Here is a 20,821-nt window from a genome sequence, read left to right as displayed (position 1 = left end):
TCTGACACTGTTAGAGAGAGCAAGGAGCGTGCATGGCCCTCACCCGCGACGACGTCGTCGATGCCGCCGTGCGTCTCCTGGCCGAGGTCGGCCTCGAGGGGCTGTCCCTGCGCCGCCTCGCCCGCGAGCTGGGCGTGAGCGCGCCGACGCTCTACTGGCACGTCGCCGACAAGCGCACGCTGCTCGACCACGTCGCCGAGCGGCTGCTCGTCGACCAGTGGCACGTCACGCCGCCCGCGCCGGGCGAGGACTGGGCGGACTGGCTGCGCGAGCGCGCGACCCGCCAGTACAGGGCGCTGGTCACCCACCGGGACGCGGCGCTCGTCGTCGCCGGCAACCGGCCGACCGAGGCGGCGATGCCGGCCGTCGAGCAGGTGCTCGGCACCCTGGTCGGCGCGGGCTTCGCGCCGACGCAGGCGTTCGCGGCGATCCAGGCCGTCGGCAACCTCGTCATCGGCTCGGCGCTGGAGTACCAGGCCGAGCGGGAGCGCGACACGGCGGTGGACGCATCGGAAGGCACCGCGCACGACGCGGCGCGCTTCCCCCAGCACGCGGCGCTCACCGCCGTGCTCGCCGACCGCTCCGAGCACGGCGCCGACCACGAGGCGCTCTTCCGCCACGGCCTCGAGCTCATGATCGCGGGGCTGCGCGTCCAGCTCGGGGACGCGGTGGCACCCGCCTGACCTCAGTCGCGCTTGCGGTACTCCTCGCCGGGGATCGGGCGCGGGTTCTCCTGCGCCTCCTCCGCGTCGGCGTGCTCGGCCTCGGCCCGCTCGCGGTGCTCGGTCCCCGGCAGCGAGGTGTCGAGCTCGTCGGCCGCACGTCGGGCCTTGCGCTCGGCCTCGGGCAGCGAGTCCGCCGTCACGTCGGCGACCTCCTCGGCTGCGCGCTTACGCTCGACGGTCTCGGGGAGCGACGGCTCACCCTCCGTGCCGGACCGCCTGTGCTCCGCCATCGGGCCCCCTTCAGCGTCGTTGACCTCGTTACCGTCGGGTGCCGGGCGCACGGCGTCAAGCGCCCGGACGGTCTCAGATCTTCTCGGGCAGCCCCACGGATGTCGCAGCCGCGGCGGCGACCGCGTCGAAGTAGGCGTCACGATCGACGACGACGTTCTCGTACTGGCCGAACAGCTCGAACCCGACGGTGCCGTAGAGCTGGGTCCACGCCACCACCGCGGGCACCGACAGGGCCGGCGGCAGACCCGGCAGCACGTCCGCGCGCAGCACCTCGGGCCACGGTGCGACCCCCGACGGATCGCCGTGCTCGACGACGATCGCGGCGAGGACGACGCCGACGCGCCCGGCCGCCGGGATGGTCTCGACGGGCGCGGCGTAGCCGGGCACCGGCGAGCCGTAGATCAGCGCGTACTCGGCGGGGTGCTCGTGGGCCCACGCCCGCACGGCCCGCCACACCGCGCGCCACTGCTCGCGCGCCGGCGCCTCCGGGTCGCGCGCGGCCTCCGCCCGCTCCCCCACGGCGTCGTAGGCCTCGACGATCAGGCGGGTCAGCAGCTCGTCGCGGCTCGCCACGTAGCGGTAGACCGCCGAGGACACCATGCCGACCTCGCGCGCCACCGACCGCAGCGAGAGCGCCGCCGCGCCGTGCTCGGCGAGCTGGCGGCGCGCCTCGTCGAGGATCGCGCGGGAGGTCTCGGCGCGCGCCCGCGCGCGGGTTCCGGGAGGCACGACGAGCATCCTGCCACAAAGCGAGAGCAGTGCTCTTGACAGGCCGGGGCGACGGGAGAACACTCGACAGCAATCGAGAGCACCGCTCTCCGAACAAGCCAGGAGCACCGCCATGACGACCCACTACCAGGCCCCCGGACGCCTCACCCGCCGCGTGATGAACCCGCTCGTCGCGGGCCTGACCCGCCTCGGCCTGCCGCTGGCCGGCTCCGCCGTGCTCGGCGTCCGCGGCCGCACGAGCGGCGAGATCCGCACGACGCCGGTCAACCCGCTGACCCTCGACGGCCGCCGCTACCTCGTCGCCGCGCGCGGCGAGACCCAGTGGGTCCGCAACATCCGCGTCGCCGGCGAGGGCGAGCTGACGGTCGGCCGGCGCACCGAGACGGTCCGCGCGGTGGAGCTCGGGACGGCGGCCGAGAAGATCCCGGTCCTGCGCGCCTACCTGCGCGCCTGGGCCTGGGAGGTCGGCGCATTCTTCGAGGGCGTCGGCGCGGACGCGAGCGACGAGGAGATCGCGGCGATCGCCGACCGCCACCCGGTCTTCGCGATCACGACGGCGTGAGGCCGGACTACCGGCCGGTATCGTGCGGCCATGTCCGGTGATCGTGAACATGAGCTGGTCCTGTTCGGCGCGACGAGCTTCGTCGGGGAGCTGACGGCCGACTACCTGGCCCGCCACGCCCCGGCCGGCACCCGGATCGCGCTGGCCGGACGCTCGCGCGAGCGCCTGGAGAAGGTCCGCGACCGGCTGCCCGCGCCCGGCTCCGACTGGCCCCTCGTCGTCGCCGACACCGCCGACACCGCCGCGCTCGCGCGGATGGCCGCGTCCACCGACGCGCTCGTGACCACGGTCGGCCCCTACGCCAAGTACGGCCTGCCGGTGGTCGAGGCGTGCGCCGCGGCCGGCACGCACTACGCCGACCTCACCGGCGAGGTCCAGTTCGCCCGCGAGGCCATCGACCGCTACGACGACGCCGCCCGCGCGAGCGGCGCGCGGATCGTGCACTCCTGCGGCTACGACTCGATCCCCTCCGACCTCGCGGTCCTCCTACTGCACAGCCGGGTCCAGGCCGACGGCGAGGGCGAGCTCACCGACGTCACCGCGATCGTCCGGGTCCGCGGCGGCGTCTCCGGCGGCACGATCGACTCGATGAAGGGGCTCGCCGACGGCGCGAAGGCCGACCGGTCGCTGTTCAAGCTCATGCGCGACCCGTTCGGCCTCTCCCCCGAGCGCGACGCCGAGCCCGACACCCGCCAGCCCAGCGACAACCCGGCACCGCACCGGGTCGACGGCCGCTGGGTCGCGCCGTTCGTCATGGCCTCGTACAACACCCGCATCGTGCGGCGGTCCAACGCGATCGCGGGCTACGCCTACGGCAAGGGCCTGCGCTACGGCGAGGTGATGGGCGCCGGGAGCGGCCCGGTCGGCGCCGTCACCGCCGGCGCGATCACCGCGGGGCTCGGCGGGCTGCTCGCCGGGCTGTCGACCCCGGGCGTGCGCCAGGTCCTCGACCGCGTGCTGCCCAAGCCCGGCGAGGGCCCGAGCGAGAAGACCCGCGAGAACGGGTGGTTCCGCCACGACATCGAGGCGACCACCACCACCGGCGCCCGCTACACCGCGCGCGTCTCCGGCTCGGGCGACCCGGGTTACGCCGCCACCGCGGTGATGCTCGGCGAGAGCGGCCTGTGCCTGGCCCTCGACGGCGAGCGCCTGCCCGCGCGGACCGGCTCGCTCACCCCCGCCACGGCCATGGGCCCGGCGCTGGTCGAGCGGCTGCGCACCGCCGGGCACGTCTACGACGTCGCGCGCGCCTGACCGATCGTCGTCTGGATGGCCGGCAGTCCCGCCGGCGCGCCGTCGGTGATCAGCCGCTCCAGCGCGTCGGTGTCGAGGTTCTTCTCGACGAGGTCGCCGAGCAGGTCGAGCTGGGCGGCGCGGACGGCCGCGTAGGACGTGTCGGGCGCGGGGGTGAAGTCCCGGCCCGCGGCCGCCGCCGCCCGGCCGAGCAGACGCCGGCGCAGGGCGTCGTTCTCGAGCAGCCCGTGGGCGTGGGTGCCGAGCACGTGCCCGGCGTCGACCCCCTCCGGCGTCCCGCCGGCGAGGGTGACCAGGGGCGCTCCCGCGCCGCGCAGCTCGCGGCCGTGGTGGATCTCGTAGAACGCCACCGGCTCGCCGAGCGCGGTGCCGGTCGGCGTGCCGAGGTGCTTGGCGACGTCGAAGGTCACCTCGACGTCGAGCAGGCCCAGCCCGTCGACGGTGCCGGGCGTGGCCTCGACGCCGTGCGGGTCGTGGATGCGCCGGCCGAGCATCTGGTAGCCGCCGCAGACGCCGAGCACCGGCTTGCCCGCGCGCGCGTGCGCCGTCACGGCGTCGGCGAGCCCCGTCGAGCGCAGCCACACGAGGTCGGCGACCGTCGTCTTCGAGCCGGGCAGGACGACGAGGTCGGCGTCGGCGAGGCGCGACGGCTCGGTCACCCAGCGCACGGCGACCCCGGGCTCGCTGGAGAGCGCGTCGACGTCGGTGCCGTTGGAGACCCGGGGCAGGCGCACGACCGCGACCCGCAGCCAGTCCCGCCCGTGCGGCGGCGCCGGGCGCCCGACGACGCCGTCGGCGACGTGACCGAGGGAGTCCTCGGCGTCGATCCAGAGCTCGGGGCTCCACGGCAGCACGCCGAGGGTGGGCCGGCCGGTCAGCGCGCGCAGCTGGTCGAGCCCGGGGGCGAGCAGCGCGGGGTCGCCGCGGAACTTGTTGACGATCCAGCCGGCGACGAGGGCCTGGTCGGCCGGCTCGAGGACCGCGAGCGTGCCGAACAGGTGGGCGAGCACGCCGCCGCGGTCGATGTCGCCGACGACGACCACGGGCAGGTCGGCGGCGCGGGCGAGGCCCATGTTGGCGATGTCGGTGGCCCGCAGGTTGATCTCCGCGGGCGACCCGGCGCCCTCGCAGATCACCACGTCGTGGGCGGCGCGCAGCTCGGCGAGGGTGTCGACCACGACCTCGAGCAGCGCGGCCTTGCGCTCGCGGTAGCTCGCCGCCGACACCGTCCCGTCGACGACGCCGCGCACCACCACCTGCGAGCTGCGGTCGGTGCCCGGCTTGAGCAGCACCGGGTTGAACAGCACGCTCGGCGCGAGCCCGCACGCGGCGGCCTGCAGCGCCTGCGCGCGCCCGATCTCGCCGCCGTCGCCGGTGACGACGCTGTTGTTGGACATGTTCTGCGCCTTGAACGGCGCCACGTCGACGCCGCGGCGGTGCAGCCAGCGGCAGATCCCGGCGACCAGGACGCTCTTGCCCGCGTCGGACGTGGTGCCGGCGACGAGCAGCGTGCCCGTCGTCCTGGTCCGGCTCCGCTGCGCTCCGCGTCCCGTCACCAGTCCGGCAGTCCGGCCAGCCCGGGCAGGCCGTCGAGGGAGTGCTGGTTCTTCTCGGTGCGGTAGTTCCGCAGCCACTCCGGGCTGCGCCGCTCGGCCCACGAGTCCAGCAGCTCGCGGTCGCCCTCGAGCTCCATGCGCGGCACCGCGTAGCCGCACGCGTCGGCGACGCGGGTGACGTCGACGGTGATCACGCCGCGGGCCTCGGTACGCCGCGACGCCAGCCCCATGACGAACGGCGCGAGCGCGTCGTCGAACCCGGGCTCGCCGTGCGTCACCACCCGGCCGCGCCCGTGCAGGCGCACGACGTTCGGCGTGCCGTCGAACGAGCAGAACATCACGCAGACGCGGCCGTTCTCGCGCAGGTGGGCGATCGTTTCGACGCCGCTCGCGGTCATGTCGACGTAGGCGAACGTGTGGTCGTCGAGGACGCCGAACGTGCCGCGCAGGCCCTTCGGCGAGACGTTGACCAGCCCGTCGCCCGACAGCGGCGCGGTGCCCACGAAGAACACCGGCTGCTCGCCGATCCAGCGTGCCAGGCGGGGCTCGATGCGCTCGTAGACCTTCGCCACGCCCGCCAGTCTTTCAGGCGACGCCCAGCTCGACATCCAGGAGCACGCCGCGGTCGCGGTCGTCGTCCACCGCCTTCGGGATCGCCGAGAGGTCGCGCGCGGTCAGCGCCACGGTCCGCTCCCCCGTCGCCTCCTCGCGCACGGTCTCGGTGAGCAGCCGCACGCGGTGGATCCGGCCGGTGGTCTCGAGGCCGTCGAGGGGGTCGACGACCAGCTCGCCCCGCAGCCGCACCGGCCCGTCCACCCGGTGCGGGGCGTCCCAGACCGCGCGGAACCCGTCGCCGTTGAGCTCGACGGTGCCCTCGCCCCGCGGGTCCGCGTGCGCCTCGACCACGTCGGACCAGCCCGCGGGGCGCGGGAGGCGCTCGGCGCCGGCGGTGTGCTCGACGAACCGCAGCCGCCAGGTACGGACCTGGCGGATCGACGCGAGCGGGCACGCGCGGGCCGTGATCACCGCGGCGGGCAGCAGGATCGGCAGGGAGCGCACGTCACCACCTTGAACGAGGAGGCACGACGGCGCTCAGCGGTGCCGGTTGGGTCGCCGCGCGAGGTCCTCGAACCCGGGACACTCGACGACCTCCACCCCGGCGGCCTCGAGCCGGGCGGCGCCCGACGGCGTGCCGACGAACAGCGGGGGCTCGCGCCAGGCCATGACCACCCGGCCGATGCCGGCGTCGAGGATGTGCTGGGCGCAGGTCACGGGCCGCGACGCCCGCTGCCCGCACGGCTCGAGCGAGGTGTAGATCGTGGCGCCGGGCAGGCGGGGGTCGGCGCGGTCGACGTCGCGCAGGGCGACCTCCTCGGCGTGGTCGAGGACGTCGTCGCGGCGGCTGTGCCCGGTCGCGAGCACCGTGCCGTCGGCGGCCACCACGACGCAGCCCACCGAGAACGCCGACGGCGAGGGCGGGCAGCGCTCGGCGAGCGAGCAGGCCTCCCCCAGCCAGCGGGCGTCGGCGTCGCCGAAGCGGTAGCGCAGCAGGACGTCGGGCCCGACGGTGCGGGCCTCGACGAGGTGCGCCTCGTCCGGCGCCCCGGTGAAGCGCGGGCCGTCGCCGACGAGGCGCGGGGCCACCGCCAGCTGCAGCTCGTCGACCACCCCGGCGCCGAGGAACTCCCGGTGCACGCCCGCCCCGCCCTCGACCATGAGGCGCACGACGCCGTGGCCCGCGAGGTGGTCGAGCACCTCGTGCGGCGTGCCCGCGAGCACGACGGTGTCGGCGACGTCGCGGCCCTCGGTGAGCACGCGCGCGCCGGGGTCGACGGCCTGCGAGGACAGCACCACGCGCAGCGGCGAGGGCCCGAGGCCACGCTCGACCCGGTCGGCGCGCCGGTCCGGCGAGCGCACGAGCAGGCGCGGGTCGTCGGCGCGCACGGTGCCCGCGCCGACGAGGATCGCGTCCACGCTGGCGCGCTCGGCGTCGACGCGGTCGAGGTCGGCGGGCCCGGACAGCACGAGCCGCTGCGGCGAGGCGTCGTCGAGGAACCCGTCGATCGACACCGCCGCCGACGCGAGCACGTGCGGCCGCTTCATGCGCTCACGGCAGTGTGAGGATCTCGCTGCCGGTGTCGGTGACGAGGATCGTGTGCTCGAACTGGGCGGTGTGCGACTTGTCCTTCGTCGTCACCGTCCACCCGTCGTCCCAGACGTCGTAGTCGATCTCGCCGCGGGTGATCATCGGCTCGATCGTGAAGGTCATGCCGGTCTCGAGCATCTCGTGCCGCGAGGGGTCGTCGTAGTGCACGACGACGAGCCCCGAGTGGAACGCCCGGCCGATGCCGTGGCCGGTGAAGTCGCGGACGACGCCGTAGCCGAAGCGGTTGGCGTACGACTCGATGACGCGCCCGACGACGTTCAGCTCGCGGCCCGGCTTCACCGCCCGGATCGCGCGCATCGTGGCCTCATGGGTGCGCTCGACGAGCAGGCGGTCCTCGTCGTCGACGTCGCCGGCGAGGAACGTCGCGTTCGTGTCGCCGTGCACGCCGCCGATGAAGGCGGTGACGTCGATGTTCACGATGTCCCCGTCCTCGATCACCGTCGAGTCGGGGATGCCGTGGCAGATGACCTCGTTGAGCGAGACGCAGCAGGACTTCGGGAAGCCCCGGTACTCCAGCGTCGAGGGGTACGCGTCGTGGTCGAGCAGGAACTCGTGCACCACGCGGTCGACGTCGTCGGTGGTGGCGCCGGGCTTCACGGCCTCGCCGCCCGCCTGCAGGGCCTGCGCGGCGATCCGCGACGCGACCCGCATCGCCTCGATCACCTCCGGCGGCTGCACCCAGGGGTCGGTGCTGCGCGCGGGGGCGGGCTTGCCCACGTACTCGGGGCGGGGGATGTGCGGTGGCACCGGGCGCAGCGGCGTCTGCTCCCCGGGCCGCAGCGGAGCGCGAACCGGCATGCCCCCAGCGTAGGCGTCCCCGCGAGTGCTCTGCCCCAGGGCTACATACGAGCATCCTGCCCCATAACGAAACGATATATTCCCTCGAGTTCGTCGGGGTTCGTCAAGAACCACTCGGAGGTCGCGACGGAATCAAGGGCATGACCACGAAGAAGCAGGATTCCGTGAAGAACGCGCTCGAGGACCGCAGCGTTCTCGTGTCGGATCACGAGAGGGACCCTCGGAGACTCGGGCAAGGCCGTCCGGTGAGTCTCCATCCTCTTGTCCAACTGACCGGTCGTCATACCGATCTTGATCGGCCAGCGGCTCTCCCCTCGCGACTCAGCAGCGGCACGATAGACATCAAGGTAGAAAGTGTAGACGAGATGGGGGCCGTTCCCGATATCCCTCTCGATACTGGTGCGCGGAGCTGCTACTTCCTCGAGCTCGCCGAACGCGCTCTCGCTCGTGTCCTGCTGCAGTGCGCCGACGGACTCCTCGTCGTCGCGCTCCCCGGCACCGTTCTCTGCAAGCACCCAGACCCCGTGCGCACCGCTCGGCCTGACAACTTCTTGCTTGGTCAGGTCGGACAGAGCTTTCTTCACTGACGCCGTCAGATTGGAAGTGAAGCGTCGTCCACTGACGGACAGCCACTCACGCTCAGCGGCCTCGATAAATGCGCCTCGCTTGCTCGGGCCGTTCACCTCCAAGTACTCGACGATGAACTGGCCGAGGTGCCTCGGCGTGGGCTCGGCACTGAGCGCGGCAAGCTGGGCGAAATCCATGAGAGAATTCTCCCACAAGACACCGACAACGTTGTCACCTTCGAGTCGCGAGGCCTCTCGTCAAATTCACGAGGTGGAACAGGCCTCGCCAGCCGAGCACCAGCACGCCCAGCGAGATCGTCGCCACGACGGCGAACGAGAGCGGCAGGCGGCCCGTGGACGCCGCGCGCAGCACGAGGCCGACGACGGCGGCCCCCGCCCACACGGCGAGCCCGGAGCGCCAGGACAGCGGGTCGCGCCACGTCCGGGCGGCGAGCGTGCCGACCGCCGCACCGGCGACGAACGGCGCCGCGGTCAGCAGCGTGCCGGCGAGGTCCTCGGCGTGGCTCGCCCGCCCCAGCGCGGCGAACGCCACGACGGCCACGGCGTCGAGCGCCAGCCAGCCGGCGCCTCGCCGCACCGGTGCGATCGTCGTCAAAACAGCACCGTCGCGAACGACCCGACCTGCTCGAACCCGATGCGCTCGTACGCGCGCCGGGCCGGGGTGTTGAACGCGTTGACGTAGAGGCTCGCGACGCGGCGGGCGCGCACGAGGTGACCGACGACGGCCGCGGTGCCCGCCTGGCCGAGGCCGCGTCCGCGCCAGTCGGGGTGCACCCACACGCCCTGGATCTGGCCCACGCGCGAGGACAGCGCACCGATCTCGGCCTTGAACACGACCTCGCCCTGCTCGAAGCGCACGAAGGCCCGGCCCGCGCCGATCAGCTCGGCGACGCGGGCGCGGTAGCCGGCGCCGCCGTCACCGAGGCGCGGGTCGACACCGACCTCCTCGAGGAACATGGCGATGGCCGCGGGCAGGTAGCGCTCCAGCTCGTCGGGACGCGCCTGGCGCACCGCCGGGTCGGGCACCACCGACGGCGCCACGGCGGTGGCCATCAGCGGCTGGTCGGGCCGGACCTCGCGGGCGGCGTCCCAGTGGTCGCTGAGCTCGTCCCACAGCGGGAGCACGAGCTCGCGGCGCCCGACGAGCGACGAGCAGTTGCGGCGCTGGCGCCGGGCGCGCTCGGCGAAGTGACGCACCTCGGTGCGGTCGCCGCGCAGCGGCACGAGGTTGGCCCCGGAGAAGCACAGACCGTCGAGACGCCCCCCGACGCCCCAGAGCTCACCGCCCAGACGCCAGGGCTCGACCCCGACGGTCTCGACCCGGGACGCCACCATGCACGTGGCGACGGGGTCGGCGTCGAGGGCGCTTCGCACCTTCGACCGGTCCCGGTCGTCGAGCAGCCGCGCACCGGCGGTACGGAGCACCCGTCCAGCCTGCCACGTCGGGGGACGGAACTCCCAGTGGAGTCCCCCGGAACACCCGTGTGTCGCTACACGAGCGCGGGACGTTCGTAGGCGGCGCCGAGGACGTGGTGGTCGAGGAACGCCCACACCGTCCGGTACCAGAGCTTGGCGTCACCCGGCTGGAGCACCCAGTGGTTCTCGTCGGGGAAGTAGAGGAACTGGGACTCGACGCCGCTGCGCTGCAGGTCGTACCAGAGCCGCAGGCCCTCGGAGATCGGGACGCGGTAGTCCTTGTCGCCGTGGATCACCAGGGTCGGCGTGGTGATCGCCTTGATGTGCCGGTGCGGGGAGTGGGCGTCGTAGCGGTCGCGCTCGTCGAGCGGGTCGCCCCACTCGCGGCGCCAGTGGAACGACGCGTCGGTGGTGCCGACGAAGCCGTCGAGGTGCCAGATGCTGGCGTGGGTGACGATCGCGGCGAAGCGGTCGGTGTGCCCGGCGATCCAGTTGGCCATGTAGCCGCCGAACGAGCCGCCCATCGCCGCCACGCGGGTGGCGTCGACGTCGTCGCGGGCCAGCGTCGCGTCGGTGGCGGTCATGAGGTCGGTGTAGGGCAGGTCGCCCCACGCCCCGGTGGCCGGGTCGAGGAACTCCTGGCCGTACCCGGTGGACAGGCGCGGGTCGGGCAGCAGGACCGCCCAGCCGCGCGCGGCCATCAGCCACGGGTTCCAGCGCCACGACCACGCGTTCCAGCTCGACAGCGGCCCGCCGTGGATCCACAGCACGAGCGGCGCCGATGTCGCCGCCGACGCCCCGCCGGGCAGGACGAGCCACGAGCGCAGCGGCGTGCCGTCGGCGGCGGTCGCGTGGACCTCGGTGAGGGTGCCGGGCAGGGGGTCGATCGTCGTGACGCCGCGCAGCGCGACCGGCTGCTGGTCGGCGGCGGCGGGGTCGAGCCGGACGGGCGTCGGCGGCGCGTCGACCGCCGAGCGCAGCGCGTAGAGCGCGGAGCCGTCGGCCGCGGCCACGACGTCGGTGTAGGTGCCGGTGGCCGTCAGGCGCGTCACCGACCCGTCGGTGATCGACACCCGGAGCACCGGCCCGTGCCCGAGCTCGTCGACGACGACGTAGACGACGTCGCCGGCGGGTGCCCCGGTGACGCCGCGGACCTGCCAGGCCTCCTCGGGCAGGACGTCGCGCTCGGCACCGTCGACCAGCGACCGGGCCTTGAGCGTGTGCGCCATGCCGCGCCCCGGGCGGGGGTGGCGCTCGCGAACCCACAGCAGCCAGCGGCCGTCGGGGGTGATCGTCGGGGCCTCGTGGTCGGCGCCCGGCTCGTCGCCGACGACGACCGTGCCCGCACCGTCGTCACCGTCGGTGTGCAGCTCGAGGCGACGCCGCCAGGACGCCGGGTCGGCGGGGTCCGGGACGTCGACGACCACCGCGACCGTCCGCCCGTCCGGGCTGATCGCGCTGCCGCCGAGGCGCTCGTCCCGGCCCGGGGCGACGTGCTCGGGCTCGCCGTAGCCGGCGTCGGGGTCCGCGGGATCCGGCGGGGCGCAGCGCTGCAGGTGCGCGCGGCCCGGCCCGAGGTCGTGGTCCCAGAACCGCACGGGGAACTCGGTGTGCAGGCGCGCCGACACCCCCGCGGTCTCGCGGGCCTCGCGCTGCTCCTCGGCGTCGCCGACCACCGGCTTCGGCGTGACCAGGGCGAGCGTGCCGGCGTCGCGGGCGACCGCGAAGCCGCTGACGCCGCCCGGGCGCTCGGCCACCGGGCGCGCCTCTCCCCCGCCGGCGGGCAGCAGCCACAGGCCGGTGCGGTCCTCGGTCGGCTTCTCGGCGGCGGGGTCGGCGCGCCGTGAGGTGAACAGGAGGTCGCCGTCGGGGGTGAACGCGGCCGACGACTCGCCGGTCGACGAGCGGGTCAGCCGTCGCGGGGCGCGCTCGCCGGCCGGGTCGAGCTCCCACAGCGAGGTGCCGTACTTCTTCCCGTCGGCCGCGAGCTCGGAGACCGTCGAGACGAGCCGCGACCCGTCCGGGGAGAGCGCGAGTCCGGCGCAGCGGCGGGTGGCGGCGAAGGCGTCGAGATCGTCGAACGTGCTCACGCGCCCATCCGACCACGGCACCGCGCCGCCGTGCAGCGCACCTAGCCGACGCTCACCGTCGGGGCGCCGCCGGCCTGGCCGCCCGAGAGCTCGCCCTCGCCGGCCTCCTCGGCGAGCCGCATGGCCTCGTCGATGAGCGTCTCGACGATCTGGGCCTCGGGCACGGTCTTGATGACCTCGCCCTTGACGAAGATCTGACCCTTGCCGTTGCCGGAGGCCACGCCGAGGTCGGCGTCGCGGGCCTCGCCGGGGCCGTTGACGACGCAGCCCATGACGGCGACGCGCAGCGGCACCTCCATGCCCTCGAGGCCTGCGGTGACCTCGTCGGCGAGCTTGTAGACGTCGACCTGCGCGCGCCCGCAGGACGGGCAGGAGACGATCTCGAGCTTGCGGGGGCGGAGGTTCATCGACTCGAGGATCGACAGCCCGACGCGGACCTCCTCGATCGGCGGCGCCGAGAGCGACACGCGGATGGTGTCGCCGATGCCCTTGGCGAGCAGCGCGCCGAACGCCGTGGCGCTCTTGATGGTGCCCTGGAAGGTCGGCCCGGCCTCGGTGACGCCGAGGTGCAGCGGGTAGTCGCACTGCTCGGCGAGCAGCTCGTAGGCGCGCACCATCGTCACGGGGTCGTGGTGCTTCACCGAGATCTTGATGTCGTGGAAGTCGTGCTCGGAGAAGAGCGAGGCCTCCCACAGGGCCGACTCGACCAGCGCCTCGGGCGTGGCCTTGCCGTACTTGGCGAAGATGCCGGGCTCGAGCGAGCCGGCGTTGACCCCGATGCGGATCGGCGTGCCGGCGTCCTTCGCGGCCTTCGCGATCTCGCCGACCTTGTCGTCGAACTTCTTGATGTTGCCGGGGTTGACGCGCACCGCGGCGCACCCGGCGTCGATCGCGGCGAACACGTACTTCGGCTGGAAGTGGATGTCGGCGATCACCGGGATCTGCGACTTCTTCGCGATCGCCGGCAGCGCCTCGGCGTCGTCGGCCGACGGGCACGCCACGCGCACGATGTCGCAGCCCGCCGCGGTGAGCTCGGCGATCTGCTGCAGGGTCGCGTTGACGTCGGCGGTCAGGGTGGTGGTCATCGACTGCACCGACACCCGGTGGTCGCTGCCGACACCGACCCCGCCGACGTCCAGCTGGCGGGTCTTGCGGCGCGGGGCGAGCACGGGCAGGGCTTCGGGCAGGCCGAGGTCGACGGTCATCTCTCTCCTCGACGAAGTGGACCAGTCGTCATCCAGTCTCCCCCACATCCACCGGCCCCGCCGGTGGCGAGGCTTACAGCCCCAGATCGATGGGGTTGACGATGTCCGCCACGATCACCAGCAGGCCGTACGCCATGATCAGCGCGGCGAAGCCGACCCCGATGGGCATGAGGCGGGCCAGGTCGACCGGCCCGGGGTCCGGACGGCCGCGGAGGCGGGCGATCCGCTTCTTGACCGCCTCCCACAGCGCCGGGAGCACGTGACCGCCGTCCAGGGGCAGGATCGGCAGCAGGTTGAGCAGGAACAACGACAGGTTCACCGCGGCGAGCAGGTTCAGGAAGATCGAGATCTCCACCGACGCCGGGCGCTCCTGCTGGAGCACCTGACCGCCCATCACCGAGACACCGACGAGGCTGACCGGGCCGTTGGCCTCGCGCTCCTCGCCGAGGAACACGGCGCCGAAGAGCGCCGGCACCTTCTCCGGCAGGCGCGCGATCGCGTAGACCGAGCCCTCGAGCATCTTGCCCATCCGGTCGGTGACCTGCCCCACGCTCTGCGCCATCACCGGCTCGATCGGCGTCAGGCCGAGGAACGAGGCGGTGACGTAGCGGGGGTCCTCGCCCAGCGGGGTGTCCAGGTCGGCGACCTGGTTCTCGATGAGCGTCGGGTAGAGCGTGAGCTGCTGCCCGCCGCGCTCGACGACCACCGGGACGGTGCCGCGCGCGTCGCGGATGGCGCGCTGCAGGCTCTCCCAGTCCGGGTAGGTCCGGCCGTCGAAGGACACGATGCGGTCGCCCGCCCGGAACCCCGCCTGCGCGGCCGGCGTCGGCACCGCGCCGGGCGGGCAGCCGGGTCCGGTCTGCGTCGCCGGCACCACGCACTCGCTGACCGCGGAGACCACCGGCTGGGCGGTCGGCACCCCGAAGCCCATGAGGACGATCGCGAACAGGACCACCGCGAGGATCAGGTTCATGAACGGACCCGCCAGCATGACGATGATCCGCTTCCACGGCTTGCGGGTCCAGAACTGGCGGTCCTCGTCGCCGGGCTCGAAGTCGCGGACCGAGTCGGCGCGGACGTCGTCGACCATGCCCTGGAACGGGCCGGACCGGCGGCTGCGCCCGACGAGCTCCCCGGCCGCGGGCGGCACCATCCCGATCATGCGGATGTAGCCGCCGAGCGGGATCGCCTTGATCCCGAAGCGCGTCTCGCCCTTCTTCACCGACAGCACCGTCGGGCCGAAGCCGACCATGAACTCGGGCACGCGGATGCCGAACAGGCGCGCGGTGGAGTAGTGGCCGAGCTCGTGCCAGGCGATGGAGAGCAGGAGCCCCAGCGCGAAGAGGACGATCCCCAGGACGAGCATCACGGCGGCACACGGTAGTCGCGGGGACGGTGTGCCCGGTGTGGGGGCTCGCAGCTGGCTCGGCCCCCGGCCTCAGACGGTGACGCCCAGCCGCTCCCCCGCCCGGCGCCGCGCCCACTGCTCGGCGGCGTGCACGTCGTCGACGTCGCGCGGGTCGCGGGCCCACTCCCCCGCGTCGTCCAGGACCGCGGCGAGGGTCTCGTCGATCCCGGTCCACGCGCAGCGCCCGGCGAGGAACGCGGCGACGGCCTCCTCGTTGGCGGCGTTGTAGACGGCGGGCAGGCAGCCGCCCGCCGACCCCGCGGACCGCGCGAGCTCGAGCGCCGGGAACGCCGCGGTGTCGACGGGCTCGAAGGTCCAGCTCGTCGGGTCGGCGAAGGTCTCGGGCCTGCTCGCGCCGGCCAGGCGCTCGGGCCACGCCAGCGCCAGGGCGATCGGCATGTGCATGTCCGGCGGGCTGACCTGCGCGATCGTGGCGCCGTCCACGAAGGTCACCATCGAGTGGATCATCGACTGCGGGTGCACGACCACGTCGATGCGCTCGTACGGGATCCCGAACAGCAGGTGCGCCTCGATCAGCTCGAGACCCTTGTTGACCAGCGTCGACGAGTTCAGCGTCACGACCGGGCCCATCGCCCACGTCGGGTGCGCGAGGGCCTGCTCGACGGTGACGCCGGCCAGCTCGTCGCGGGGACGCCCGCGGAACGGGCCGCCGGACGCCGTGAGCACCAGGCGGTCGACCTCCTCGGGGCGCCCGCCGCGCAGGCTCTGGGCCAGCGCGGAGTGCTCCGAGTCGACCGGGACGATCTGGCCGGGCGTCGCCGCGCGCGTCACCAGCGGCCCGCCCGCCACCAGCGACTCCTTGTTGGCCAGCGCCAGCGTCGAGCCCGCGGCCAGCGCCGCCAGCGTCGGCGCGAGGCCCCGCGAGCCGTCCATGGCGTTGAGCACCACGTCCGCGCCCGACGCCGCCAGGTCGGCCGCCGCCTGCGGGCCGGCGAGGACCTCGGCGGCGGTGAGCGCGGCGAGGTCCGGCGCGGCCGCGGGGTCGGCGACCGCGACCGTCGGCACCCCGAACTCGGCGGCCTGTGCGGCGAGCAGGTCGGGGCGTCCGCCGCCCGCGGCGAGGCCCGTCACGACGAAGCGGTCGGGGTGGGCGCGGACGATGTCGAGGGCCTGGGTGCCGATCGAGCCGGTGGACCCGAGGAGGACGAGACGTCGTGGGGTCGGGGGCGGGCTCGAAGGTGTGCTCATCGCGGCTCATCATCACGGGCGGCTACGGCGCGCGGTAGGTGGGCGCGCGGTAGGTTGGGCGCGCCCCTGGCCCCCACCGCGAAGCAGGAGACCTCCGTGGCCACCAACAGCCCCGCTCGGCAGGAGCACGGCGGTGACACCGGTGGGGAGATCGCCCACCACGACAGCCACCTCCCCGCTCCCGTGGTGGTCAAGGGGATCTCCTCGGACGACGAGCCCTCGGTCGCGTGGGGCTGGCACGCCCACTACCCGAAGGTCGCGCGCCTGTCCGGGTTCGTGGTCGCCGCGGTCCTGCTGATCATGCTCTGGGGCAACCACGAGGGCCGCCAGGAGGAGATCTGGCTGGTGGGCCTGGCCATCGGCTTCTTCGCGCTCTCGCTCGGGGCGATCATCCGTTCACGGACGTCCTGGCGGCGGTGAGCGCTCCGCCGGCCCCGCCCACCGGATCGACCGAGCGGCGGGAACGGTCCTCGGCCCTGCGGCGCTGGCTCCTCGAGGGCCTCGTCGACCGGGGCTCGCAGTACTCCGGGCCCCACGCCCGCCCCGCACCGGAGCACCAGGGCAAGCCGTGGTGGCGCGTCATGTGCCTCACCGGCGTCGACTACTTCTCGACCCTGGGCTACCAGCCCGCGGTCGCCGTCGTCGCCGCCGGGCTGATCTCGCCGATCGCGACGCTCGTCCTCGTGGTGCTGACGCTCGCCGGCGCCCTGCCGATCTACCGGCGCGTGGCGCGCGAGAGCCCCCACGGCGAGGGCTCCGTGGCGATGCTCGAGCGGCTGCTGTCGTACTGGTGGTCGAAGCTGCTGGTGCTCGTGCTCCTCGGCTTCGCGGTCACCGACTTCCTCATCACGATCACCCTCTCCACCGCCGACGCGACCGCCCACGTCGTCGAGAACCCGCTGGTCGGCGGGGCGCTGCACGGGTGGGAGGTGCCGATCACCTGCGGGCTCGTGCTGCTGCTCGGCGTCGTGTTCCTCATGGGCTTCGCCGAGGCGATCGGCATCGCGGTGGTCGTCGTCGCGACGTTCCTGCTGCTCAACCTCGTGGTGGTCGCCGGCGCGCTCTACCGCGTCGCCACCGAGCCGGTGCGCATCGTCGACTGGGGCGACGCGCTGCTGACCCAGCACGGCAACCCGCTGATCGTGGTGGCGATCGCCCTGGTCGTGTTCCCCAAGCTGGCGCTGGGCCTGTCGGGCTTCGAGACCGGCGTCGCGGTGATGCCGCTGGTGCGGGGCAAGCCGGGCGACACCGAGAAGCACCCCGAGGGCCGCATCGCGGGGGCGCGCAAGCTGCTCACCACCGCCGCGCTGATCATGAGCGGTTTCCTCGTCACCTCGAGCTTCGTGACCACCCTGCTCATCCCGCTCGACCAGTTCGGCCCGGACGGGCAGGCCAACGGGCGGGCGCTCGCGTACCTCGCGCACGAGCAGTTCGGCCCGGTGCTGGGCACGGTCTACGACCTGTCGACGATCGTGATCCTGTGGTTCGCCGGGGCGTCGGCGATGGCGGGGCTGCTGAACCTGGTGCCGCGCTACCTGCCGCGCTACGGCATGGCGCCTAACTGGGCGCGCGCCGTGCGGCCGATGGTGCTGGTGTTCACGGCGCTCGGCATCCTCATCACGATCGTCTTCGACGCCAGCGTCGACGCCCAGAGCGGCGCGTACGCGACCGGCGTGCTCGTGCTGATCACGTCGGCGTCGATCTCGGTGACCCTCTCGGCGCGGCACAAGGGGCAGAAGGCGGCGACGATCGGCTTCGGGGCCATCGCGCTCGTCTTCGTCTACACCACGATCGCGAACATGATCGAGCGCCCGGAGGGCCTGCGGATCGGCCTGATGTTCGTGGCCGCGATCTTCGTGGTGTCGTTCGCGTCGCGGGCGCTGCGCAGCACCGAGCTGCGGATCACCGGCGTGCACCTCGACAAGACCGCCCGCCGGATCGTCCGCGAGGCCACCGAGTCCGACCCGCACGCGACGATCCGCCTGGTGGCCAACGAGCCGGACCGCCGCGACAAGCGCGAGTACGAGGAGAAGGACCTCGAGGAGCGCTACGACCACCACATCCCGTCCGGCGACGCGGTGGTGTTCGTCGAGATCACCGTCGACGACCCGTCGAACTTCGAGTCCGAGCTGCACGTCCTCGGCGAGGAGCGCCACGGCTACCGGATCCTGCGCGCGCGCAGCTCGACGGTGCCGAACGCGATCGCCGCGCTGCTGCTGCACCTGCGCGACCTCACCGATCGCGTGCCCCACGTCTACTTCGAGTGGGACGAGGGCAGTCCGGCCACCAACCTCGCCCGCTACCTGCTCTTCGGCGTCGGCGAGGTCGCGCCGGTGACCCGCGAGGTGCTCCGCGAGGCCGAGCCCGACCGCACCCGCCGCCCGGCCGTCCACGTCGGGTGATGGGCAAGCCCTCGTGAGTGGAATGGGTCGCCGGAGCGACCCATTCCACTCACGTGGGGCTCGCCCCATCACACCGGTGACGCCGGGATCGCGCCCTGGACCTCCTTGGCGGCCTTGCGGGCGGCGACGAGGACCGCGTCCCAGACCGGCGAGAACGGCGGCGCGTAGGACAGGTCCATGAACGTCATCTCCTCGACGGTCATGCCGTTCCAGATCGCGGTGGCGAAGACGTCGATGCGCTTGGCCGACCCCGCGTGCCCGACGATCTGGGCGCCCAGCAGGCGCCCGGTGCGCTGCTCGGCCAGCAGCTTCACCGTCATCCACTCCGCCTCGGGCCAGTAGCCCGCCGTCGTCGTCGACTCGACGGTCGCGGTGACGTAGCCGTACCCCGCGGCGTCGGCCTCGCGCTGCCCGAGCCCCGTGCGCCCGATCTCCAGCGAGCACACCTTGCTGATCGCGGTGCCGATCACGCCCGGGAACGCGCCGTAGCCGCCGGCGATGTTGGTCCCGATGATCCGTCCGTGCTTGTTGGCGTGGGTGCCCAGCGCGATGTGCACGCCCGTGCCCGACAGGCGGTGGTGGACCTCGACGCAGTCGCCGCCGGCCCAGACGCCCGGCGCGGCCTGCATGCGCACGTCGGTGACGATCCCGCCGGACGCGCCGATCCTCAGCCCGGCGTCGGCGGCGAGCTGGGCGTTCGGCTTCACGCCCAGGCCCATGATCACGATGTCGGCGGGCAGCACGGTGTCGCCGGCGCGCACCGCGGTGACGCGCCCGTCCTCGCCGACGTCGAAGCCGTCGACGGCGACCCCGGTGAGCACCGTGATGCCCATGTTCTCCATGGCCTCGCGGATCAGCGCGCCCATGTCCGGGTCGACCTGGGTGAACGGCTCGGGCGCCTGGTCGAGGATCGTCGTCTCGATCCCGCGCACGACCATCGCCTCGGCCATCTCCACGCCGATGTAGCCGGCGCCGACGACGACGGCCCGGCGGCGGTCGCCGTCCGCGAGGTCCTTGACGATCTGCTCGCCCTGCTCCAGGGACTGCACGCCGAAGACGCCCTCGGCGTCGGCGCCGGTCAGCGGCGGCACGGTCGGCACGGCGCCCGTGGCGATGACGAGCTCGTCGTACCCGAGCTCGTAGGTGTCGCCGTCGTCGACCCCGCGGACGCTGACGGTCTGCTTCTCGGTGTCGATCGCCGTGGCTTCGGTGCGCATCCGCACGTCGATGCCGGCCTCGCGATGCTGCTCGGGCGAGCGGGCGATCAGCGCGTCGCGCTCCCCGACGTGCCCGGAGATCCAGTACGGGATGCCGCACGCGGAGTACGACGTGTAGTGCCCGCGCTCGAGGACGACGACCTCGAGCTCGCCGGCGTCGTCGTGGCGCAGGGCGGTCGACGCGGCGGACATGCCGGTGGCGTCGCCCCCGATGACCACCATCCGCTTGCTCATGACACTCCGCTCCTGACACTCGGATCACGGTCGTCCGGCCGCGGCGGCGGTACCGTTCCGGCTCGTGGCCGCGACCGACGCTGCGGAGATCGAGGTGGACGGCCGGACCGTGCGGCTGACCAACCCGGGGAGGGTGTACTTCTCGGCCCGGGGAGAAACCAAACTCGATCTCGCGCACTACTACCTCGCCGTCTCCGACGGCATCGTCCGGGCCCTGCGCGAGCGGCCCTGCATGATGCACCGCTTCCCGACCGGCGTCGACGGCGAGAAGGTGCACCAGAAGCGCCTGCCCAAGGGCGCGCCGGACTGGGTCCGGACGGTCCGCGTGCACTTCCCCCGCTACAACCGCACCGCCGACGAGCTGTGCGTCACCAGCCCCGCCGACGTGATCTGGGCGGTCCAGATGTCGACCGTCGAGTTCCACCCCTGGAACACCCGCGCCGCCGACGTCGAGACGCCCGACGAGTGGCGCATCGACCTCGACCCGATGCCCGGCGTCGAGTTCCCGACGATCCGGCGGGTCGCCGCCGTCGCCCACGAGGTGCTCGACGAGCTGGGCGCCGTCGGCTACCCCAAGACCTCGGGCGGCAAGGGCCTGCACGTCTACGTCCGCATCCGACCCGAGCACTCGTTCACCGAGGTGCGCCGCGCCGCGCTCGCGTTCTCCCGCGAGGTCGAGCGGCGCGCGGGCGGGCTCGTCACCACCGCCTGGTGGCGCAAGGACCGCGAGCCCGGCACGGTCTTCCTCGACTGGAACCAGAACACCCGCGACCACACGATCGCCTCGGCGTACTCGGTGCGCGGCACGCCCGAGGCGCGGGTGTCGGCGCCGCTGCGCTGGGACGAGGTCCCCGACGCCGAGCCGGGCGACTTCACCATCGCGACGATGCCCGCCCGCTACGCCGAGGTCGGCGACCTGACCGCCGGCATCGACGAGAACGTGTTCGACCTGCGCGCCCTGCTCGACTGGGCCGACCGCGACGACTCCGTCCCCGACGAAGTGCCCGACGAGCCGCCCGAGGTCTGAGACG

General features: G+C 73.6%; 21 protein-coding genes. 6 read left to right on the top strand and 15 right to left on the bottom strand.

Going from position 1 to position 20,821, the window contains the following annotated elements:
* The first annotated feature begins 32 nt into the window (after positions 1-32).
* The gene (locus tag EV188_RS04370) at positions 33-683 is read left to right on the top strand and encodes a TetR/AcrR family transcriptional regulator C-terminal domain-containing protein (protein ID WP_133824951.1); all 651 of its coding nucleotides are present in this window, start codon (positions 33-35) and stop codon (positions 681-683) included.
* A 2-nt stretch (positions 684-685) separates the two neighbouring features.
* On the opposite strand, the gene EV188_RS04365 is transcribed toward EV188_RS04370, so the two are convergent.
* Together EV188_RS04365 and EV188_RS04360 are read right to left on the bottom strand one after the other, a co-directional pair.
* Positions 686-865, bottom strand: a complete 180-nt coding sequence (locus EV188_RS04365; RefSeq protein WP_133824950.1) for a hypothetical protein — start codon at positions 863-865, stop codon at positions 686-688.
* 163 nt (positions 866-1,028) lie between these two features.
* Positions 1,029-1,694 carry a TetR/AcrR family transcriptional regulator gene (locus tag EV188_RS04360; protein ID WP_133824949.1) on the bottom strand — a complete coding sequence of 222 codons (666 nt, stop codon included), beginning with the start codon at positions 1,692-1,694 and terminating at the stop codon, positions 1,029-1,031.
* A gap of 103 nt (positions 1,695-1,797) precedes the next feature.
* Here EV188_RS04360 and EV188_RS04355 point away from each other — a divergent pair, with 103 nt between their 5' ends.
* Both EV188_RS04355 and EV188_RS04350 read left to right on the top strand, forming a co-directional pair.
* A complete protein-coding gene (locus tag EV188_RS04355; RefSeq protein WP_133824948.1) occupies positions 1,798-2,247 on the top strand; it encodes a nitroreductase/quinone reductase family protein in 450 nt (149 codons plus the stop codon).
* 30 nt (positions 2,248-2,277) lie between these two features.
* Entirely contained in the window at positions 2,278-3,501 is a 1,224-nt protein-coding gene (locus EV188_RS04350) for a saccharopine dehydrogenase family protein (RefSeq protein ID WP_133824947.1), read from the top strand.
* Here EV188_RS04350 and EV188_RS04345 read toward each other — a convergent pair.
* The 12 genes from EV188_RS04345 to dxr all read right to left on the bottom strand — a co-directional run bounded on the left by EV188_RS04345 (position 3,480) and on the right by dxr (position 15,937).
* On the bottom strand, positions 3,480-5,009 hold the full coding sequence (locus tag EV188_RS04345) for a cobyric acid synthase (RefSeq protein ID WP_133825402.1): 1,530 nt from the start codon (positions 5,007-5,009) through the stop codon (positions 3,480-3,482). The genes EV188_RS04350 and EV188_RS04345 overlap by 22 nt on opposite strands.
* A gap of 44 nt (positions 5,010-5,053) precedes the next feature.
* Positions 5,054-5,629, bottom strand: coding sequence for a pyridoxamine 5'-phosphate oxidase family protein (locus EV188_RS04340; protein WP_133824946.1), 576 nt, complete (start codon positions 5,627-5,629; stop codon positions 5,054-5,056).
* A 13-nt stretch (positions 5,630-5,642) separates the two neighbouring features.
* Positions 5,643-6,116, bottom strand: coding sequence for a hypothetical protein (locus EV188_RS04335; RefSeq protein ID WP_133824945.1), 474 nt, complete (start codon positions 6,114-6,116; stop codon positions 5,643-5,645).
* 33 nt (positions 6,117-6,149) lie between these two features.
* Complete coding sequence (locus EV188_RS04330; protein ID WP_133824944.1) at positions 6,150-7,160, bottom strand: dihydrofolate reductase family protein; 1,011 nt, start codon at positions 7,158-7,160, stop codon at positions 6,150-6,152.
* A gap of 4 nt (positions 7,161-7,164) precedes the next feature.
* A complete protein-coding gene (gene map / locus EV188_RS04325; protein ID WP_133824943.1) occupies positions 7,165-8,022 on the bottom strand; it encodes a type I methionyl aminopeptidase in 858 nt (285 codons plus the stop codon).
* Positions 8,023-8,063: 41 nt separating this feature from the next.
* Positions 8,064-8,786, bottom strand: a complete 723-nt coding sequence (locus EV188_RS04320) for a GIY-YIG nuclease family protein (RefSeq protein ID WP_133824942.1) — start codon at positions 8,784-8,786, stop codon at positions 8,064-8,066.
* 34 nt (positions 8,787-8,820) lie between these two features.
* Complete coding sequence (locus EV188_RS04315; protein ID WP_133824941.1) at positions 8,821-9,186, bottom strand: DUF3054 domain-containing protein; 366 nt, start codon at positions 9,184-9,186, stop codon at positions 8,821-8,823.
* A 14-nt stretch (positions 9,187-9,200) separates the two neighbouring features.
* Positions 9,201-10,034 carry a GNAT family N-acetyltransferase gene (locus EV188_RS04310; protein ID WP_133824940.1) on the bottom strand — a complete coding sequence of 278 codons (834 nt, stop codon included), beginning with the start codon at positions 10,032-10,034 and terminating at the stop codon, positions 9,201-9,203.
* Positions 10,035-10,099: 65 nt separating this feature from the next.
* Positions 10,100-12,115, bottom strand: coding sequence for a S9 family peptidase (locus EV188_RS04305; RefSeq protein ID WP_133824939.1), 2,016 nt, complete (start codon positions 12,113-12,115; stop codon positions 10,100-10,102).
* 41 nt (positions 12,116-12,156) lie between these two features.
* Entirely contained in the window at positions 12,157-13,320 is a 1,164-nt protein-coding gene (gene ispG, locus EV188_RS04300) for a flavodoxin-dependent (E)-4-hydroxy-3-methylbut-2-enyl-diphosphate synthase (RefSeq protein WP_133824938.1), read from the bottom strand.
* 73 nt (positions 13,321-13,393) lie between these two features.
* Positions 13,394-14,686 (bottom strand): M50 family metallopeptidase, encoded by a 1,293-nt coding sequence (locus tag EV188_RS04295; protein WP_133825401.1) that lies wholly within the window; start codon positions 14,684-14,686, stop codon positions 13,394-13,396.
* A gap of 72 nt (positions 14,687-14,758) precedes the next feature.
* Positions 14,759-15,937 (bottom strand): 1-deoxy-D-xylulose-5-phosphate reductoisomerase, encoded by a 1,179-nt coding sequence (gene dxr / locus EV188_RS04290; RefSeq protein ID WP_133824937.1) that lies wholly within the window; start codon positions 15,935-15,937, stop codon positions 14,759-14,761.
* Positions 15,938-16,033: 96 nt separating this feature from the next.
* Here dxr and EV188_RS04285 point away from each other — a divergent pair, with 96 nt between their 5' ends.
* Both EV188_RS04285 and EV188_RS32430 read left to right on the top strand, forming a co-directional pair.
* A complete protein-coding gene (locus EV188_RS04285) occupies positions 16,034-16,357 on the top strand; it encodes a DUF2631 domain-containing protein (protein ID WP_133824936.1) in 324 nt (107 codons plus the stop codon).
* The gene (locus EV188_RS32430; protein ID WP_133824935.1) at positions 16,354-18,339 is read left to right on the top strand and encodes an APC family permease; all 1,986 of its coding nucleotides are present in this window, start codon (positions 16,354-16,356) and stop codon (positions 18,337-18,339) included. Before EV188_RS04285 ends, EV188_RS32430 begins: the two co-directional genes overlap by 4 nt.
* A 68-nt stretch (positions 18,340-18,407) precedes the next feature.
* On the opposite strand, the gene EV188_RS04275 is transcribed toward EV188_RS32430, so the two are convergent.
* Positions 18,408-19,790, bottom strand: coding sequence for an FAD-dependent oxidoreductase (locus EV188_RS04275; protein ID WP_133824934.1), 1,383 nt, complete (start codon positions 19,788-19,790; stop codon positions 18,408-18,410).
* Between the two features lie 64 nt (positions 19,791-19,854).
* Here EV188_RS04275 and ligD point away from each other — a divergent pair, with 64 nt between their 5' ends.
* Entirely contained in the window at positions 19,855-20,817 is a 963-nt protein-coding gene (gene ligD / locus EV188_RS04270; RefSeq protein WP_133824933.1) for a non-homologous end-joining DNA ligase, read from the top strand.
* Positions 20,818-20,821 lie beyond the last annotated feature (4 nt).

The organism is Actinomycetospora succinea, from assembly GCF_004363095.1.
GTDB classification, from domain to species: domain Bacteria; phylum Actinomycetota; class Actinomycetes; order Mycobacteriales; family Pseudonocardiaceae; genus Actinomycetospora; species Actinomycetospora succinea.
Note: the sequence above shows the minus strand (reverse complement) of the source record. Positions and strands in the feature narration are given on the sequence as shown.

Excerpts from the sequence above, each read along its gene's own strand:
- EV188_RS04275 (WP_133824934.1), bottom strand. The coding sequence starts at position 19,790 with ATGAGCAAGCGGATGGTGGTCATCGGGGGCGACGCCACCGGCATGTCC.
- EV188_RS04360 (WP_133824949.1), bottom strand. The coding sequence starts at position 1,694 with ATGCTCGTCGTGCCTCCCGGAACCCGCGCGCGGGCGCGCGCCGAGACC.
- ispG (WP_133824938.1), bottom strand. The coding sequence starts at position 13,320 with ATGACCGTCGACCTCGGCCTGCCCGAAGCCCTGCCCGTGCTCGCCCCG.
- map (WP_133824943.1), bottom strand. The coding sequence starts at position 8,022 with ATGCCGGTTCGCGCTCCGCTGCGGCCCGGGGAGCAGACGCCGCTGCGC.
- EV188_RS04295 (WP_133825401.1), bottom strand. The coding sequence starts at position 14,686 with ATGCTCGTCCTGGGGATCGTCCTCTTCGCGCTGGGGCTCCTGCTCTCC.
- EV188_RS04320 (WP_133824942.1), bottom strand. The coding sequence starts at position 8,786 with ATGGATTTCGCCCAGCTTGCCGCGCTCAGTGCCGAGCCCACGCCGAGG.
- dxr (WP_133824937.1), bottom strand. The coding sequence starts at position 15,937 with ATGAGCACACCTTCGAGCCCGCCCCCGACCCCACGACGTCTCGTCCTC.
- EV188_RS04350 (WP_133824947.1), top strand. The coding sequence starts at position 2,278 with ATGTCCGGTGATCGTGAACATGAGCTGGTCCTGTTCGGCGCGACGAGC.
- EV188_RS04355 (WP_133824948.1), top strand. The coding sequence starts at position 1,798 with ATGACGACCCACTACCAGGCCCCCGGACGCCTCACCCGCCGCGTGATG.
- EV188_RS04330 (WP_133824944.1), bottom strand. The coding sequence starts at position 7,160 with ATGAAGCGGCCGCACGTGCTCGCGTCGGCGGCGGTGTCGATCGACGGG.
- EV188_RS04370 (WP_133824951.1), top strand. The coding sequence starts at position 33 with ATGGCCCTCACCCGCGACGACGTCGTCGATGCCGCCGTGCGTCTCCTG.